Origin of the sequence: Klebsiella sp. CB_Kp196 (assembly GCF_040061575.1) — a bacterium.
Lineage (GTDB): Bacteria > Pseudomonadota > Gammaproteobacteria > Enterobacterales > Enterobacteriaceae > Klebsiella > Klebsiella michiganensis.
Genome location: NZ_JBEAFH010000068.1, coordinates 25,494 through 41,782 on the forward strand (window position 1 = coordinate 25,494; position 16,289 = coordinate 41,782).

Here is a 16,289-nt window from a genome sequence, read left to right on the forward strand (position 1 = left end):
TACATCGGTGTAATAATGCCGTTAGCGAGTATAGTCTGCAGAAAAAATTTTCCAATCATCCAACCTATGAGGACCGGCGCATGCAGGCTTTAATCTTAGAACAGCAGGATGGCAAAACTCTCTCTTCGGTGCAAACCATTGACGCCAGCCAGCTGCCGCAGGGGGATGTGACAGTGGATATCCACTGGTCCAGCCTTAACTATAAAGATGCGCTGGCCATCACCGGTAAAGGAAAAATTATCCGCAACTTTCCGATGATTCCTGGCATCGATTTTGCTGGTTTTGTCCACAGCAGCGAGGATCCGCGTTTCCACGCCGGCCAGCAAGTCCTGCTGACCGGATGGGGCGTGGGGGAAAACCACTGGGGCGGACTGGCGGAGCGCGCTCGCGTTAAAGGCGACTGGCTGGTGGCGATGCCGCAAGGCCTGGATGGTCGTAAAGCCATGGTCATTGGGACCGCTGGTTTCACCGCGATGCTGTGCGTGATGGCGCTGGAAGACGCCGGGGTTAGTCCGGAAGATGGCGAAGTCGTGGTCACCGGGGCCAGCGGCGGCGTCGGCAGCACCGCGGTCGCTTTGCTGCATCATCTCGGGTACAAGGTGGCGGCGGTTTCCGGGCGCGAAAGCACCCATGAATATCTTAAAAACCTCGGCGCGCAGCGCATTCTTAGCCGCGATGAGTTCGCCGAAACCCGCCCGCTGGAAAAACAGCTGTGGGCCGGTGCCGTTGATACCGTTGGCGATAAGGTGCTGGCAAAAGTGCTGGCGCAGATGAACTACGGCGGCTGCGTGGCGGCCTGCGGTCTGGCAGGCGGCTTTGCCCTGCCCACGACCGTGATGCCGTTTATTCTGCGTAACGTGCGCCTGCAGGGCGTTGATTCGGTAATGACGCCAGCCGCGCGCCGGGCCGAGGCCTGGCAGCGTCTGGTGCGCGATCTGCCGGAATCCTTCTATGCGCAAAGCGCGACGGAAATCTCCCTCGCCGAAGCCCCTGAATTTGCCGATAAGATCATGACCAATAAGATTCAGGGGCGCACGCTGGTTAAAATCGCCTAATCTGCAATTTTTCGTGACATATTCGCAATAACGCTCCGCCTCCGTCATGCTAAGAAAAACGCACGACGGAGGATGCCATGAAATCCAAAAAACTGACGGAAGCCGACGTAACGGCAGAATCCGTTTTTATGCTGCAGCGTCGCCAGATCCTGAAAATGTTGGGAATTAGCGCCACCGCCCTTTCCCTCTCACCCTCCGCGCAAGCTGACCTGCTGGATTGGTTTAAAGGCAACGACCGCCCGCCGGCGCCGGCAGGTAAAGCGCTGACGTTCGATAAACCGGCGCAATGGCAAAACACTCTCACGCTCACGCCGGAAGATAAGGTATCAGGCTACAACAACTTTTATGAGTTCGGCCTGGATAAAGCCGATCCGGCGGCCAATGCCGGAAGCCTGCGCACTGATCCCTGGACGCTGACGATTGGCGGCGAAGTGGCAAAACCCCTTACGCTCGATCATGACGACCTGACCAGCCGATTTCCGCTGGAAGAGCGAATTTACCGGATGCGCTGCGTCGAAGCCTGGTCGATGGTGATTCCCTGGGTCGGCTTCCCGCTGCATAAATTGTTATCGCTGGTCGAGCCCACCAGCAATGCGCGCTACGTCGCGTTTAAAACGCTTTATGCGCCTGAGCAGATGCCGGGTCAAAAAGACCGTTTTATCGGCGGCGGGCTGGCGTATCCCTATGTCGAAGGGCTGCGGCTCGACGAGGCCATGCATCCTCTGACGCTGCTTAGCGTAGGCGTGTATGGCAAAGCGCTGCCTCCGCAAAACGGTGCGCCGGTCCGACTCACCGTGCCCTGGAAGTACGGTTTCAAAGGGATTAAGTCTATCGTCAGTATCGAGCTGACGCGTGAACGTCCCCCCACGACCTGGAACCTCGCCGGACCTGAGGAGTATGGCTTCTACGCCAACGTCAATCCGCATGTCGATCACCCCCGCTGGTCGCAGGCAACTGAGCGCTTTATCGGCGCAGGCGGCGTACTCGACGTCAAACGCCAGCCAACACTGCTCTTCAACGGCTATGCTGACGAAGTGGCTTCGCTCTACCGGGGCCTGAATTTGCGGGAGAATTACTAGTGCGCCTGACTGTAAAGCAGATTACCTGGCTGAAAGTGTTTCTCCATCTGGCCGGATTTTTGCCTTTTGTCTGGCTCTTCTGGGCCGGACATCAGGGGTATTTCAGCGCCGACCCGGCAAAGGATATCCAGCACTTTACCGGTAGGATGGCTCTTAAATTCCTGCTGGCTACCTTGCTTGTTTCGCCGCTGGCGCGCTACGCTAAACAGCCGTTATTGATACGCACCCGGCGCTTACTTGGTTTATGGTGCTTTGCCTGGGCTACGCTGCATTTGACCAGCTATACGCTGCTCGAACTTGGGATTAACAATCTGGCGCTATTGGGTACAGAAGTCCTCACCCGCCCTTATCTGACGCTGGGGTTAATCAGCTGGCTGATTCTGCTGGCGCTGGCGGCGACGTCAACGCAAGCGATGCAGCGAAGATTGGGTCGTCGCTGGCAAACATTGCATAACTTCGTCTATGTTGTCGCGATCCTCGCCCCCATTCACTACCTATGGTCGGTGAAGATTTTATCCCCCCAACCGCTCATTTATGCGCTGCTGGCGATCCTGCTTTTAGCATGGCGATATAAGAAGTTCCGCCAGTGGTGGCGCTAATTCCGGATATGTGCAGTTTCCCGCAGTTCTTTTATCAACCGCCACTCTTTACACGATAGCGGTTGATAATCTTCCCTGATAAGACCAGTATTTAGCTGCCAAATGCTACGAAATCGTTATAATGTGCGACTTTGGTTTTCCTGACGGGCTTTTTGAGTCCCGAAAAGGTGACAATCGCGCATCGAAGGTATATTTTGTTTTTTACCCGAGAATGGCAGAAGATAGCCGCATATTGGCCGATAAGTTTCGCTTTTTGCTTTCGAGCATCGGAGGCTTAACCTGTCGGCTTCTGAAGAAGCGCGGCGTCTTGCAACAGCAGTAATTCATATGCTTTACAGACGGTGCTAACACGCCTGTCACAATCACACTAAACAAAGAGTACGGAACCCACTCATGGATATTCGTAAGATTAAAAAACTGATCGAGCTGGTTGAAGAATCAGGCATCTCCGAACTGGAAATTTCTGAAGGCGAAGAGTCTGTACGCATCAGCCGTGCCGCGCCAAACGCAGGTTTCCCGGTGATGCAACAGGCTTACGCCGCACCGATGATGCAGCAACAGCCAGCGCTGTCTAACGCAGTCGCCTCTGCGGCAACGCCAGCAATGGAAGCCCCTGCGGCAGCGGAAATCAGTGGCCACATCGTACGTTCCCCAATGGTTGGTACTTTCTACCGCACCCCGAGCCCGGACGCGAAAGCCTTCATCGAAATCGGTCAGAAAGTTAACGCGGGCGATACCCTGTGCATCGTTGAAGCCATGAAAATGATGAACCAGATCGAAGCCGATAAATCCGGCGTGGTGAAAGCCATTCTGGTCGAAAGTGGTCAACCGGTAGAATTTGACGAGCCACTGGTCGTCATCGAATAACGAGGCGAACATGCTGGATAAAATTGTTATCGCCAACCGCGGCGAGATTGCATTGCGTATCCTGCGTGCCTGTAAAGAACTGGGCATCAAGACCGTTGCTGTGCACTCAACGGCGGATCGCGATTTAAAACACGTATTGTTAGCGGATGAGACGGTCTGTATCGGCCCGGCTCCGTCCGTAAAAAGCTACCTCAATATCCCGGCGATTATCAGCGCTGCTGAAATCACCGGCGCGGTGGCTATTCACCCGGGTTACGGATTTTTGTCCGAAAACGCAAACTTCGCTGAGCAGGTTGAGCGTTCCGGCTTTATCTTTATCGGCCCGAAAGCTGACACAATCCGCCTGATGGGCGACAAAGTGTCTGCGATCACCGCGATGAAGAAAGCGGGCGTTCCGACCGTACCGGGCTCTGATGGCCCGCTGGGCGAAGATATGGACGTTAACCGCGCCCATGCAAAACGCATTGGCTACCCGGTGATTATCAAAGCCTCCGGCGGCGGCGGCGGTCGCGGTATGCGCGTTGTGCGCAGCGATGCTGAGCTGGCGCAATCCATCTCCATGACCAAAGCGGAAGCCAAAGCCGCGTTTAACAACGACATGGTGTATATGGAGAAATACCTGGAGAATCCTCGTCACATCGAGATCCAGGTACTGGCTGACGGTCAGGGTAACGCTATCTATCTGGCTGAGCGCGACTGCTCCATGCAGCGTCGTCACCAGAAAGTGGTCGAAGAGGCGCCAGCGCCGGGCATTACGCCGGAACTGCGTCGCTATATCGGCGAGCGTTGCTCCAAAGCGTGCGTCGATATCGGCTATCGCGGCGCGGGTACTTTTGAGTTCCTGTTCGAAAACGGCGAGTTCTATTTCATCGAAATGAACACCCGTATTCAGGTTGAACACCCGGTAACCGAAATGATCACCGGCGTCGACCTGATTAAAGAGCAGCTGCGCATCGCAGCCGGCCAGCCGCTGTCCATCAAGCAGGAAGAAGTTGTGGTTAAAGGCCATGCGGTGGAATGCCGTATCAACGCCGAAGACCCGAACACCTTCCTGCCGAGCCCGGGTAAAATTACCCGCTTCCACGCGCCGGGCGGTTTTGGCGTGCGCTGGGAGTCTCACATCTACGCGGGCTACACCGTGCCTCCGTACTATGACTCAATGATCGGTAAGCTGATCTGCTATGGCGAAAACCGTGATGTCGCGATTGCCCGCATGAAAAATGCGCTGCAGGAGCTGATTATCGATGGCATCAAAACCAACGTTGATCTGCAGATTCGCATCATGAACGACGAGCATTTCCAGAATGGTGGCACCAATATCCACTATCTGGAGAAAAAACTCGGATTGCAGGAGAAGTAATTCTGCCATCGCTGCAAAAGGCCGGATAATCCGGCCTTTTTTCTTTTTCTCTCCTCTCCTCTTTTCCATGCGGTACAATCCCCGCTTTCTTTATCCTCAAGGGACAAAAAATGGACAAACGCTTTGTTCAGGCCCATAAAGAGGCGCGCTGGGCGCTGTGGCTAACCCTTCTCTATCTTGCGGCCTGGCTGGCTGCCGCCTATCTGCCGGGCGTCGGTATTGGCCTAACCGGCCTACCGCACTGGTTCGAAATGGCCTGCCTGCTGGTACCGCTGGTGTTTATTCTGCTGTGCTGGGCGATGGTAAAAGTTATCTATCGCGATATTCCTCTGGAGGATGACGATGCAGCTTGAAGTCATACTGCCGCTTATCGCCTACCTGCTGGTGGTGTTTGCTCTCTCCATCTATGCAATGCGTAAGCGCGCAACGGGTTCCTTCCTGAACGAATATTTTCTCGGCAGCCGCTCGATGGGCGGCATTGTATTAGCCATGACGCTTACCGCTACCTATATCAGCGCCAGTTCGTTTATAGGCGGCCCCGGCGCGGCCTATAAATATGGCCTCGGCTGGGTGCTTCTGGCGATGATCCAACTTCCGGCGATCTGGCTTTCTTTGGGGATTTTGGGTAAGAAATTCGCCATTCTGGCGCGCCGCTATAATGCCGTAACCCTGAACGATATGCTCTTTGCCCGCTACCAAAGCCGTCTGCTGGTCTGGCTCGCGAGCCTGAGCCTTCTGGTGGCGTTTGTCGGGGCAATGACGGTGCAGTTCATCGGCGGGGCGCGGTTGCTGGAAACCGCAGCGGGTATTCCCTACGAAACCGGTCTGCTGATTTTTGGCGTGAGTATCGCGCTCTATACCGCGTTCGGCGGTTTTCGTGCCAGCGTCCTCAACGACACGCTCCAGGGAATGGTGATGCTGGTCGGCACTATCGTCCTGCTGGTTGGCGTCGTTCATGCGGCGGGCGGGCTACATAATGCGGTAGAAACCCTGCAAACCATCGATCCTAAGCTGGTTTCCCCGCAGGGGGCTGATGACATTCTTTCCCCCACCTTTATGACCTCCTTCTGGGTGCTGGTCTGCTTCGGGGTGATTGGCCTCCCGCACACCGCCGTTCGCTGCATCTCCTATAAAGACAGCAAAGCGGTGCACCGGGGAATTATCATTGGCACCATCGTGGTGGCGATCCTGATGTTTGGGATGCATCTTGCGGGTGCGTTAGGCCGGGCGGTGATCCCGGATCTGACGGTGCCGGATCTGGTCATCCCGACGCTCATGGTGAAAGTCTTGCCGCCCTTTGCCGCCGGGATCTTCCTCGCCGCGCCGATGGCCGCCATTATGTCGACGATCAACGCCCAGCTGCTGCAAAGTTCCGCTACGATCATTAAAGATCTGTATCTGAATCTGCGCCCCGAGCAGATAACAAATGAAGCCCGGTTGAAGCGGATGTCGGCAACGATCACCTTGCTGCTGGGCGCTTTACTGCTGCTGGCAGCCTGGCGTCCGCCTGAGATGATTATCTGGCTCAACCTGCTGGCGTTCGGTGGCCTGGAGGCCGTGTTCTTATGGCCGCTGGTGCTGGGCCTGTACTGGGAACGCGCGAACGCGAAAGGGGCGTTGAGCGCGATGATCGTCGGCGGCGTACTCTATGCCATACTCGCCACTTTTAATCTGCAGTACCTGGGCTTCCATCCGATAGTGCCCGCGTTGCTGTTAAGCTTATTGGCTTTCCTGGTCGGAAACCGGTTCGGTACCTCCGCCCCGCAAGCCGCCGTATTGACTACTGATAAATAAAGAGTTTTGCCATGCCATGGATCCAACTGAAACTGAACACTACCGGCGCGAACGCGGAAGAGCTGAGCGATGCGTTAATGGAAGCGGGTTCCGTTTCCATTACTTTCCAGGATACGCACGACACGCCGGTATTCGAACCTCTGCCGGGCGAAACCCGTCTGTGGGGCGATACTGACGTTATCGGCCTGTTTGACGCCGAGACCGATATGAAAGAAGCGATCGCGATGCTGGAGCAGAATCCGCTGCTGGGCGCCGGTTTCGTGCATAAAATCGAACAACTGGAAGACAAGGACTGGGAGCGCGAATGGATGGATAACTTCCACCCTATGTGCTTCGGTAAACGCCTGTGGATCTGCCCGAGCTGGCGCGATGTGCCGGATGAAAACGCCGTTAACGTGATGCTCGACCCGGGCCTGGCGTTTGGTACCGGTACGCATCCCACCACGGCAATGTGCCTGCAGTGGCTGGATGGCCTCGATCTCGCGGGCAAAACGATTATCGATTTTGGCTGCGGCTCAGGCATTCTGGCCATTGCGGCATTAAAGCTGGGCGCCGCGAAAGCTATCGGTATTGATATCGACCCGCAGGCCATTCAGGCCAGCCGCGATAATGCCGAGCGTAACGGGGTTTCTGAACGCCTGGAACTCTATCTGCCTAAAGATCAGCCAGAGGCGATGAAAGCCGATGTGGTGGTCGCAAACATTCTGGCAGGCCCATTACGCGAACTGGCTCCGCTTATCAGCGTGCTGCCGGTTACAGGCGGTCTGCTGGGGCTTTCCGGCATCCTTGCCAGCCAGGCGGAAAGCGTTTGTGAAGCGTACGCCGATCTCTTTAACCTCGATCCCGTCGTGGAGAAAGAGGAGTGGTGCCGGATCACCGGTTATAAAAAGTAATCTCCCTGTGGCCTCATCGCAGGCCACCGCTTTTCGCGCTTTCTGTACAAAATCATTCGCTCAATGAGAATAAGATGATGCGGTAACGTATTGTAGTTACCAATAAAATCATAAATTTATTCATTGGACGAATGATATGAAAACATCTTTAGGCAAGGCGGCATTATTGGCGTTAAGCATGATGCCCGTGACGGTTTTCGCTTCCCACTGGAGCTATGAAGGCGAAGGTTCGCCGGAACACTGGGGGGCGCTCAATGAGGAGTACAAAACCTGTCAAAATGGCATGAATCAATCCCCTATCAACATCGATACCACGTTTAAGACACACCTTTCACCGCTGGATACGCACTACATCGATGGCCCCATTACGCTCATCAACAATGGTCACACTATCCAGGCGGGGTTAAAGACCACAACAGCGGATACCGTTACGATTGACGGTACGCCATTTACCCTTCAGCAGTTCCATTTTCATGCCCCGAGCGAAAACACCGTTCACGGTAAGCACTATGCGATGGAGATGCATCTGGTACATAAAAGCGCTCAAGGCGCCGTTGCCGTCGTGGCGGTGATGTTCGACCAGGGCGCGGAAAATAGCGAACTGAACAAACTGTGGGCCACCATGCCCGAGAAAGCCGATCAGACGGCTAAAATCGTCACCCAAATGGATCTCAACGCCCTTCTTCCCGCAGACAAGACATACTGGCGTTTCAGCGGCTCCCTGACCACGCCGCCTTGCTCCGAGGGGGTAACCTGGATTGTGCTTAAACATCCCCTGACACTTTCATCAGCGCAGCTGGCAAAATTTAGCCACGCTATGCATCACGATAACAATCGTCCGATACAGCCGCTGAATGGTCGCGTGGTCATAGAATAAACATCAGCTGTGCTTCACGATCATGTTCTGAAATGAGAGCCAACTCACATAAAGCCAAGGTAATTTGCTGATTTCTTCAGCAGATTATCTTGCCCGTTCCCTGTGCCGGGAAGAAAAAATGAGAAGTTAGACAAAATTATATGTGTAGATAAATTCATCACATGTTTTTAATGCAATGATTTATATAGCTAATTATTCATGCACACTGACCTGCAAGGCGATTCTTTGATCCACCGCAGAGGATTGCTCAAAGTTTGGCCTTTCATCTCGTGCAAAAAATGCGTAATATACGCCGCCTTGCAGTCACAGTATGGTCATTTCTTAACTCATGCGCATCGGACACTACCAGCTCAGGAATCGACTCATCGCAGCGCCTATGGCTGGCATTACTGACAGGCCATTCCGCACGTTGTGTTACGAGATGGGAGCAGGATTGACCGTATCCGAGATGATGTCCTCCAACCCGCAGGTTTGGGAGAGCGACAAGTCACGCTTACGGATGGTGCACGTTGATGAGCCCGGTATTCGTACCGTGCAAATCGCCGGTAGCGTACCGGAAGAGATGGCTGCAGCCGCCCGTATTAACGTGGAAAGCGGCGCCCAAATTATTGATATCAATATGGGATGCCCGGCTAAAAAAGTGAATCGAAAGCTTGCAGGTTCAGCCCTCTTGCAGTACCCCGAGCAGGTGAAGTCTATCCTGACGGCGGTCGTCAAAGCAGTGGACGTTCCCGTAACTCTCAAGATTCGCACCGGTTGGGAACCGGAACACCGTAACTGTGTAGAAATTGCCCAACTGGCTGAAGAATGTGGCATTCAGGCTCTGACTATTCACGGACGCACGCGCGCCTGTTTGTTTAACGGAGATGCTGAGTACGACAGTATTCGGGCAGTTAAGCAGAAAGTTTCCATTCCGGTTATCGCGAATGGTGACATTACTGACCCGCTTAAAGCCAGAGCTGTGCTCGACTATACGGGGGCAGATGCCCTTATGATAGGCCGTGCAGCTCAGGGAAGACCCTGGATCTTTCGGGAAATCCAGCACTATCTGGACACTGGAGAGCTGCTGCCGCCGCTGCCGTTGGCAGAGGTTAAGCGCTTGCTTTGTGCACACGTTCGGGAACTGCATGGCTTTTATGGCCAGGCAAAAGGGTACCGAATCGCACGCAAACACGTATCCTGGTATCTGCAGGAACACGCTCCAGATGACCAGTTTCGGCGCACATTCAACGCCATAGAAGATTCCAGCGAACAGCTGGAGGCGTTGGAGGCATACTTCGAAAATTTTGCGTAATAGAAATAAAGAGCTGACAGAACTATGTTCGAACAACGCGTAAATTCTGACGTACTGACCGTTTCTACCGTTAACTCTCAGGATCAGGTAACTCAAAAGCCCCTGCGTGACTCGGTTAAACAGGCACTGAAGAACTATTTTGCTCAACTGAACGGTCAGGATGTTAATGACCTGTATGAGCTGGTACTGGCTGAAGTAGAACAGCCCCTGTTGGACATGGTGATGCAATACACCCGCGGTAACCAGACCCGTGCTGCTCTGATGATGGGCATCAACCGTGGTACTCTGCGTAAAAAATTGAAAAAATACGGCATGAACTGATACTAATCAGTTAAATGTTTGATATAAAAGGCGCTCTTCGGCATGGGGAAGCGCCTTTTTTATTACATGAATTTTAATGGCTGGCTATCGTCTGCCGCCCATTAGCCCCGCAAAGGATTGACATAATATTATCAACCAGGGCGGGTGCCTGGCGATACAGATCGAATTGCCCGGGCTCCACCAGCCAGTTTTTAATAATACCGGTAAATGCGCTGTGTAATACAATTAATGAAATTTCAACATTGGTTTCCGCTGGCAATAATCCGTTACGAATACAGAGCTGCAAAATGCTGCGAATAATCGGATAGCTAAAACCAATTCTCTTGCGAATCTCAGCTTCCGGCATCATGTCGCTGGAAAACTCACACTTCTGATACAGAATTTGCATTAAGGCACGTTGACGGGGATTATTGGCGATATATTGTAAGCCAATAATAAATTTCTCTCGTAGCGTGCTGAGCGGATCCTGATCGTCTTTAAGGTTAAATTCATGCTGAAGCAGGTCGCGTAGCGGCAGCTGCTGTTGCCACATTTCATTAAATAGCTCAGCTTTGCTTGCAAAGTGCCAGTACACCGCTCCGCGCGTCACGCCAGCAGCATCAGCGATATCGGCTAAGGTCGTGCTGGTCACGCCACGTAAGGCAAACTGCTGAATGGCAGACTCAATCAGAAGCTGCCGCGTCTTTAACGCATCTTCTTTCGTTCTTCTGGGCATACGGTGCTCCACTCAACGCCAGATTGAGAGTGTGGGGAAATCACTGGATACCTATAAACCTAACATCTGACAATCAATATTGTTTAGCAAAAATACAGATGAGTTAAATCTCAAACGCTCTCCAATAAATACACCGCAAGAATAATTAAGATAAATATATTCATATATTAAATATCAATGTAAGCAAATTTTAATTTAAGTTCATTCTAAAAACATTATTCCTGATATTTTGTTTTTACGTGCCTTGCTGATGGCTAAAAAATAACTATGTCTTACATCCATCGTTTTTTATTTGTAGGATAACAAACCGCATTTTAATTCATTATTTCTTGCACAGATTCGTGGCCATGCCTGGCTCATAATCTATAAGGAACAGCAATGACACCTCATGTCAGGGTTACACTTTTATCCAGCCTTATCATCCCGGCCATCCTGCTCAGCGGTTGCGATAATTCAGGCGATCGGCAACCGCATGCGCAGATACCTCAGGTCTCCGTTTATGTCGTACACAGCGCGCCGCTGTCCGTCACCACGGAGCTACCTGGCCGCACATCAGCCTACCGCGTCGCGGAAGTCCGCCCGCAGGTCAGCGGAATTATCCTGCAACGTAACTTTGTCGAAGGTAGCGATGTCACCGCTGGACAGTCTCTTTATCAAATCGATCCGGCGACCTATCAGGCGGCTTACAACAGCACAAAAGGTGATGAAGCGAAAGCAGAAGCCGCGGCGGCTATCGCCCACTTAACGGTAAAACGCTACGCGCCTCTTCTCGGCACAAAATATATCAGCCAGCAAGAATACGATCAGGCGGTGGCGACCGCGCGCCAGGCCGATGCCGATGTTATTGCCGCAAAGGCAGCCGTGGAAAGCGCGCGTATTAACCTGGCGTACACAAAAGTGACGTCGCCAATCAGCGGCCGCATCGGCAAATCCAGCGTGACCGAAGGTGCCCTGGTGACAAATGGTCAGGCTGACGCGATGGCGACGGTACAGCAGCTCGATCCCATTTATGTGGATGTCACTGAATCCAGTAATGATTTCATGCGCCTGAAACAGGAAAGCCTGCAGCACGGCAGTGGCACCAAAAGCGTGCAGTTGATTATGGAAAACGGAAAACCTTATGCGCTTCAGGGCACGCTGCAGTTCTCTGACGTCACGGTAGATGAGAGCACCGGCTCTATTACGCTTCGCGCCATCTTCCCCAACCCACAGCACGCTCTGCTGCCAGGGATGTTTGTTCGCGCCCGCATTGATGAGGGCGTTTCACCGGATGCCATTCTCGTTCCTCAGCAGGGAGTCACCCGAACGCCGCGCGGCGATGCCAGCGTGATGCTCGTTAATGATAAAAACCAGGTGGAAACACGAGCCGTCACAGCCTCACAGGCGATTGGCGATAAGTGGTTAATCACGAGCGGTCTGAAAGCCGGTGAAAAGGTTATCGTCAGCGGTCTGCAGAAAGTACGTCCCGGCGTCACCGTGAAGGCCGAAGAGGATACCGCGACGTCCGTCGCGCAATAAGGTACGAATCCCTATGTCTAAGTTTTTTATCCATCGACCGGTCTTCGCCTGGGTGCTGGCGATCATCATGATGATTGCCGGTGGCCTCGCAATTATGCAGCTACCGATTGCACAATACCCGACTATCGCGCCGCCAGCGGTGGCCATCTCCGCAACCTATCCAGGTGCGGACGCACAAACCGTTCAGGATACGGTGACTCAGGTTATCGAACAGAACATGAACGGTATCGATAATCTGATGTACATGTCCTCAACCAGCGATTCCGCAGGCGGCGTTACCATCACCCTGACCTTTAAATCAGGTACGGATCCGGATATTGCGCAAGTTCAGGTGCAGAATAAACTGCAGCTGGCGACGCCGCTTCTTCCTCAGGAAGTACAGCAGCAGGGGATTAGCGTCGAGAAATCAAGCAGTAGTTTCCTGATGGTTGCCGGATTCATCTCCGATAACACGAGCACCACTCAGGATGATATATCCGACTACGTTGCATCGAACGTCAAAGATACCATCAGCCGCCTTAACGGCGTCGGCGATGTACAGCTCTTCGGCGCGCAGTATGCCATGCGCGTCTGGCTGGACGGTAATCTCCTGAATAAGTACAACCTCACGCCTGTCGACGTCATTAACCAACTGCAGGTACAGAACGATCAGATTGCAGCAGGCCAGCTTGGCGGTACGCCGGCCCTTAAAGGCCAGCAGCTAAATGCATCCATTATTGCTCAGACGCGACTGAAAGATCCGGCAGAGTTTGGCAAAGTGACTTTGCGCGTGAACGCGGATGGCTCAGTGGTGCACCTGAAAGATGTGGCACGTATTGAGCTGGGAGGTGAAAACTACAACGTTGTCGCAAAAATCAATGGAAAACCGGCTTCAGGACTGGGAATTAAGCTCGCTACCGGCGCCAATGCCCTTGATACCGCCGCCGCGATTAAAGCGAAGCTTGCCGAACTGCAGCCGTACTTCCCGCAGGGGATGAAGGTCGTCTATCCCTACGACACTACGCCGTTTGTGAAAATCTCTATTCATGAGGTTGTGAAGACGCTGTTTGAAGCGATTATCCTCGTCTTCCTGGTGATGTATCTGTTCTTACAGAATATCCGGGCCACGCTGATCCCCACCATTGCGGTTCCGGTCGTCCTGCTCGGGACCTTTGCCGTACTGGCGATGTTCGGTTACTCCATCAATACGCTAACGATGTTTGGCATGGTGCTGGCAATAGGCCTTCTGGTCGACGATGCTATCGTGGTGGTGGAAAACGTCGAACGCGTCATGGTAGAAGAGAAGCTTCCCCCCAAAGAAGCGACGGAAAAATCAATGTCGCAAATTCAGGGGGCGCTGGTCGGCATTGCCATGGTGCTATCGGCAGTGTTTGTCCCGATGGCCTTCTTTGGCGGCTCTACGGGGGCGATCTATCGGCAATTTTCTATCACCATCGTCTCCGCCATGGCGCTGTCCGTACTGGTCGCGCTGATCCTGACCCCTGCGCTTTGTGCCACATTACTGAAACCTGCATCAGCCGATCATCATGAGAAAAAAGGATTTTTTGGCTGGTTTAATGCGAAATTCGATCGTAGCGTGAACCACTACACTAACAGCGTCAGCGGGATCCTGCGCTGTACCGGACGCTACCTGATCATCTATTTGCTGATCGTTGTGGGTATGGCCGTCCTGTTTATGCGCCTGCCCACCTCCTTCTTGCCGGATGAGGATCAGGGGGTATTTATGACCATGATCCAGCTTCCTTCAGGCGCAACGCAGGAACGCACGCAAAAGGTTCTTGATACGGTTACCGATTACTATCTGCATAAAGAGAAGGCGAATGTTGAAAGCGTCTTTACCGTTAACGGCTTTAGCTTTAGCGGTCAGGGTCAAAACTCCGGTATGGCGTTTGTCAGCCTGAAGCCATGGGAAGAACGCAGTGGCGCAGAGAATGGCGTTGAGGCAATCATCAAACGTGCGACCGTTGCCTTCAGTCAGATTAAAGATGCTATGGTCTTTCCTTTCAATCTGCCGGCAATTATCGAGCTGGGTACGGCGACCGGTTTTGACTTTGAGCTTATCGATCAGGGTAACCTTGGCCATAGCGCGTTAACCCTGGCCCGTAATCAACTTCTGGGTATGGTGAGAGAGCATCCTGACCAGCTGGTACGCGTTCGCCCCAACGGGCTCGAAGACACGCCGCAATTTAAGCTGGATGTTGATCAGGAGAAAGCTCAGGCTCTGGGGATTTCGCTATCCGATATCAATGAAACCATTTCCGCGGCGCTAGGGGGTTACTACGTCAACGACTTTATTGACCATGGACGAGTGAAAAAAGTCTACGTTCAGGCCGATGCAAAATTCCGTATGCTGCCGAGCGATATCAATAATATGTACGTCCGCAGCGCGAATGGCGAAATGGTTCCGTTCTCCGCCTTTGTCACCTCACGCTGGGTTTATGGTTCACCGCGCCTGGAGCGCTATAATGGCTTACCCTCTATGGAAGTTTTGGGTGAAGCTGCTCCGGGGAAAAGTACCGGCGATGCGATGATTTTAATGGAGCAGTTAGCCAGCAAGCTTCCTGCCGGTATTGGTTACGACTGGACGGGAATGTCCTATCAAGAACGTTTATCCGGTAATCAGGCGCCCGCGCTCTACGCCATTTCGCTTATTGTTGTCTTTCTGTGTCTTGCGGCGCTTTATGAAAGTTGGTCTATTCCCTTCTCCGTCATGCTCGTCGTTCCATTAGGGGTAGTTGGTGCATTACTGGCGGCGTCGTTACGCGGGCTTAATAATGACGTTTATTTCCAGGTGGGCTTATTAACAACTATCGGCCTCTCTGCGAAAAACGCGATTCTTATCGTGGAGTTTGCGAAAGACCTGATGGATAAAGAAGGCAAAGGAATTATCGAAGCCACACTTGAAGCATCGCGTATGCGTTTACGCCCTATCCTGATGACTTCGCTGGCCTTTATCCTCGGGGTTCTGCCTCTGGTTATTAGCCATGGAGCCGGCAGCGGCGCCCAAAACGCGGTCGGTACCGGCGTTATGGGCGGAATGCTGACGGCAACATTACTGGCGATCTTCTTTGTTCCTGTCTTCTTCGTCGTGGTAAGACGCCGCTTTACGAAACACGCAGAGTAAATATGTTTTTCTAAAGGCACCTTTCAGGTGCCTTTTTTTCGTCTGCGTTTCGATAACTATCCTGATGATATTAAATATATTTATTGCTGCGGTAACCAATACACATTATTTCCCCATAGTTATCTGGTTTTCTTCATGATATTTACGTTACTCATAAATTGAGATTATTTACTCTAGCGGCACCCCATATTGCTGATGATAAAATAAACCGTTCCGCGCAGGTATGGGTTCTCCAATACAGCGAAGCGGATTATTTAGAGGTAATATCATGAATAAAGTTATTCTAGTGGCATTGCTGGCAACGCTACTCGCCGGCTGTGCACATGACTCTCCGTGTGTACCGGTCTATGATTCTGAAGGCAGATTAGTGCACACCAATACCTGTATGAAAGGAACGACCCAGGATAACTGGGAAACCGCCGGCGCGATTGCCGGGGGCGCAGCTGCCGTCGCTGGCCTGACGCTCGGCATCGTGGCGTTGACTCGTTAATTCCTTTCTTTTCTCTGCCATGACAGGTGCCGGAGCGAGCTCCGGCACTGCTTTTCCCCGAAGGTAAGCTCCACAATGCTTAAACTGCAATACCGGCAGCTGAAGCTCGGGAAACGATCCTTTAGATAAGATCAAATGGGCAAATTGTCATTGCCAGGTCTGGTATAAATGGGTATTTTCGCCGCAGCACAAACGCAAAAAGCCCATCCTGACGGATGGGCTTTTCACTTATTTGATGCCTGGCAATGCCCTACTCTCACATGGGGAGACCCCACACTACCATCGGCGCTACGGCGTTTCACT

Annotated in this window: 14 protein-coding genes and 1 pseudogene; 14 read left to right on the plus strand and 1 reads right to left on the minus strand. The window is 52.8% G+C overall.

The features are described 5' to 3' along the window. Positions 1–80 precede the first annotated feature (80 nt). The 11 genes and pseudogenes from ABLU87_RS24415 to fis all read left to right on the plus strand — a co-directional run bounded on the left by ABLU87_RS24415 (position 81) and on the right by fis (position 10,139). Complete coding sequence (locus ABLU87_RS24415) at positions 81–1,055, plus strand: MDR family oxidoreductase (protein WP_048263765.1); 975 nt, start codon at positions 81–83, stop codon at positions 1,053–1,055. Positions 1,056–1,132: 77 nt separating this feature from the next. After that, the gene (gene msrP / locus ABLU87_RS24420) at positions 1,133–2,134 is read left to right on the plus strand and encodes a protein-methionine-sulfoxide reductase catalytic subunit MsrP (RefSeq protein WP_014227018.1); all 1,002 of its coding nucleotides are present in this window, start codon (positions 1,133–1,135) and stop codon (positions 2,132–2,134) included. Further along, complete coding sequence (gene msrQ, locus ABLU87_RS24425) at positions 2,134–2,733, plus strand: protein-methionine-sulfoxide reductase heme-binding subunit MsrQ (protein ID WP_025108489.1); 600 nt, start codon at positions 2,134–2,136, stop codon at positions 2,731–2,733. Before msrP ends, msrQ begins: the two co-directional genes overlap by 1 nt. Before the next feature lie 393 nt (positions 2,734–3,126). Next, a complete protein-coding gene (gene accB / locus ABLU87_RS24430; protein ID WP_004125844.1) occupies positions 3,127–3,600 on the plus strand; it encodes an acetyl-CoA carboxylase biotin carboxyl carrier protein in 474 nt (157 codons plus the stop codon). Positions 3,601–3,610: 10 nt separating this feature from the next. Beyond that, the gene (accC, locus tag ABLU87_RS24435; protein WP_004125846.1) at positions 3,611–4,960 is read left to right on the plus strand and encodes an acetyl-CoA carboxylase biotin carboxylase subunit; all 1,350 of its coding nucleotides are present in this window, start codon (positions 3,611–3,613) and stop codon (positions 4,958–4,960) included. Positions 4,961–5,070: 110 nt separating this feature from the next. Continuing rightward, positions 5,071–5,313: a YhdT family protein gene (locus ABLU87_RS24440; RefSeq protein ID WP_004125848.1), complete on the plus strand. Its 243-nt coding sequence runs from the start codon at positions 5,071–5,073 to the stop codon at positions 5,311–5,313. Beyond that, positions 5,303–6,754: a sodium/pantothenate symporter gene (gene panF / locus ABLU87_RS24445; protein ID WP_032751512.1), complete on the plus strand. Its 1,452-nt coding sequence runs from the start codon at positions 5,303–5,305 to the stop codon at positions 6,752–6,754. Before ABLU87_RS24440 ends, panF begins: the two co-directional genes overlap by 11 nt. An 11-nt stretch (positions 6,755–6,765) precedes the next feature. Continuing rightward, positions 6,766–7,647, plus strand: a complete 882-nt coding sequence (gene prmA, locus ABLU87_RS24450; protein WP_070596136.1) for a 50S ribosomal protein L11 methyltransferase — start codon at positions 6,766–6,768, stop codon at positions 7,645–7,647. 136 nt (positions 7,648–7,783) lie between these two features. Beyond that, positions 7,784–8,524 (plus strand): carbonic anhydrase family protein, encoded by a 741-nt coding sequence (locus tag ABLU87_RS24455; protein WP_064375622.1) that lies wholly within the window; start codon positions 7,784–7,786, stop codon positions 8,522–8,524. A gap of 328 nt (positions 8,525–8,852) precedes the next feature. Beyond that, positions 8,853–9,861: pseudogene (gene dusB, locus ABLU87_RS24460) on the plus strand (tRNA dihydrouridine synthase DusB). Continuing rightward, positions 9,843–10,139, plus strand: coding sequence for a DNA-binding transcriptional regulator Fis (gene fis, locus ABLU87_RS24465; RefSeq protein WP_000462905.1), 297 nt, complete (start codon positions 9,843–9,845; stop codon positions 10,137–10,139). The pseudogene dusB and the gene fis overlap by 19 nt, the downstream one beginning before the upstream one ends. A 73-nt stretch (positions 10,140–10,212) precedes the next feature. Here the strand turns inward: fis and envR are convergent, their stop codons facing one another. Continuing rightward, complete coding sequence (gene envR / locus ABLU87_RS24470) at positions 10,213–10,854, minus strand: acrEF/envCD operon transcriptional regulator (protein WP_004854718.1); 642 nt, start codon at positions 10,852–10,854, stop codon at positions 10,213–10,215. Between the two features lie 378 nt (positions 10,855–11,232). Here envR and ABLU87_RS24475 point away from each other — a divergent pair, with 378 nt between their 5' ends. The 3 genes from ABLU87_RS24475 to ABLU87_RS24485 all read left to right on the plus strand — a co-directional run bounded on the left by ABLU87_RS24475 (position 11,233) and on the right by ABLU87_RS24485 (position 15,986). Further along, on the plus strand, positions 11,233–12,372 hold the full coding sequence (locus tag ABLU87_RS24475; RefSeq protein ID WP_025108493.1) for an efflux RND transporter periplasmic adaptor subunit: 1,140 nt from the start codon (positions 11,233–11,235) through the stop codon (positions 12,370–12,372). Positions 12,373–12,385: 13 nt separating this feature from the next. Then, positions 12,386–15,496, plus strand: a complete 3,111-nt coding sequence (locus ABLU87_RS24480; RefSeq protein ID WP_014227025.1) for an efflux RND transporter permease subunit — start codon at positions 12,386–12,388, stop codon at positions 15,494–15,496. Between the two features lie 268 nt (positions 15,497–15,764). Further along, positions 15,765–15,986 carry a hypothetical protein gene (locus ABLU87_RS24485; protein ID WP_032751522.1) on the plus strand — a complete coding sequence of 74 codons (222 nt, stop codon included), beginning with the start codon at positions 15,765–15,767 and terminating at the stop codon, positions 15,984–15,986. The last annotated feature ends 303 nt before the right edge of the window (positions 15,987–16,289 follow it).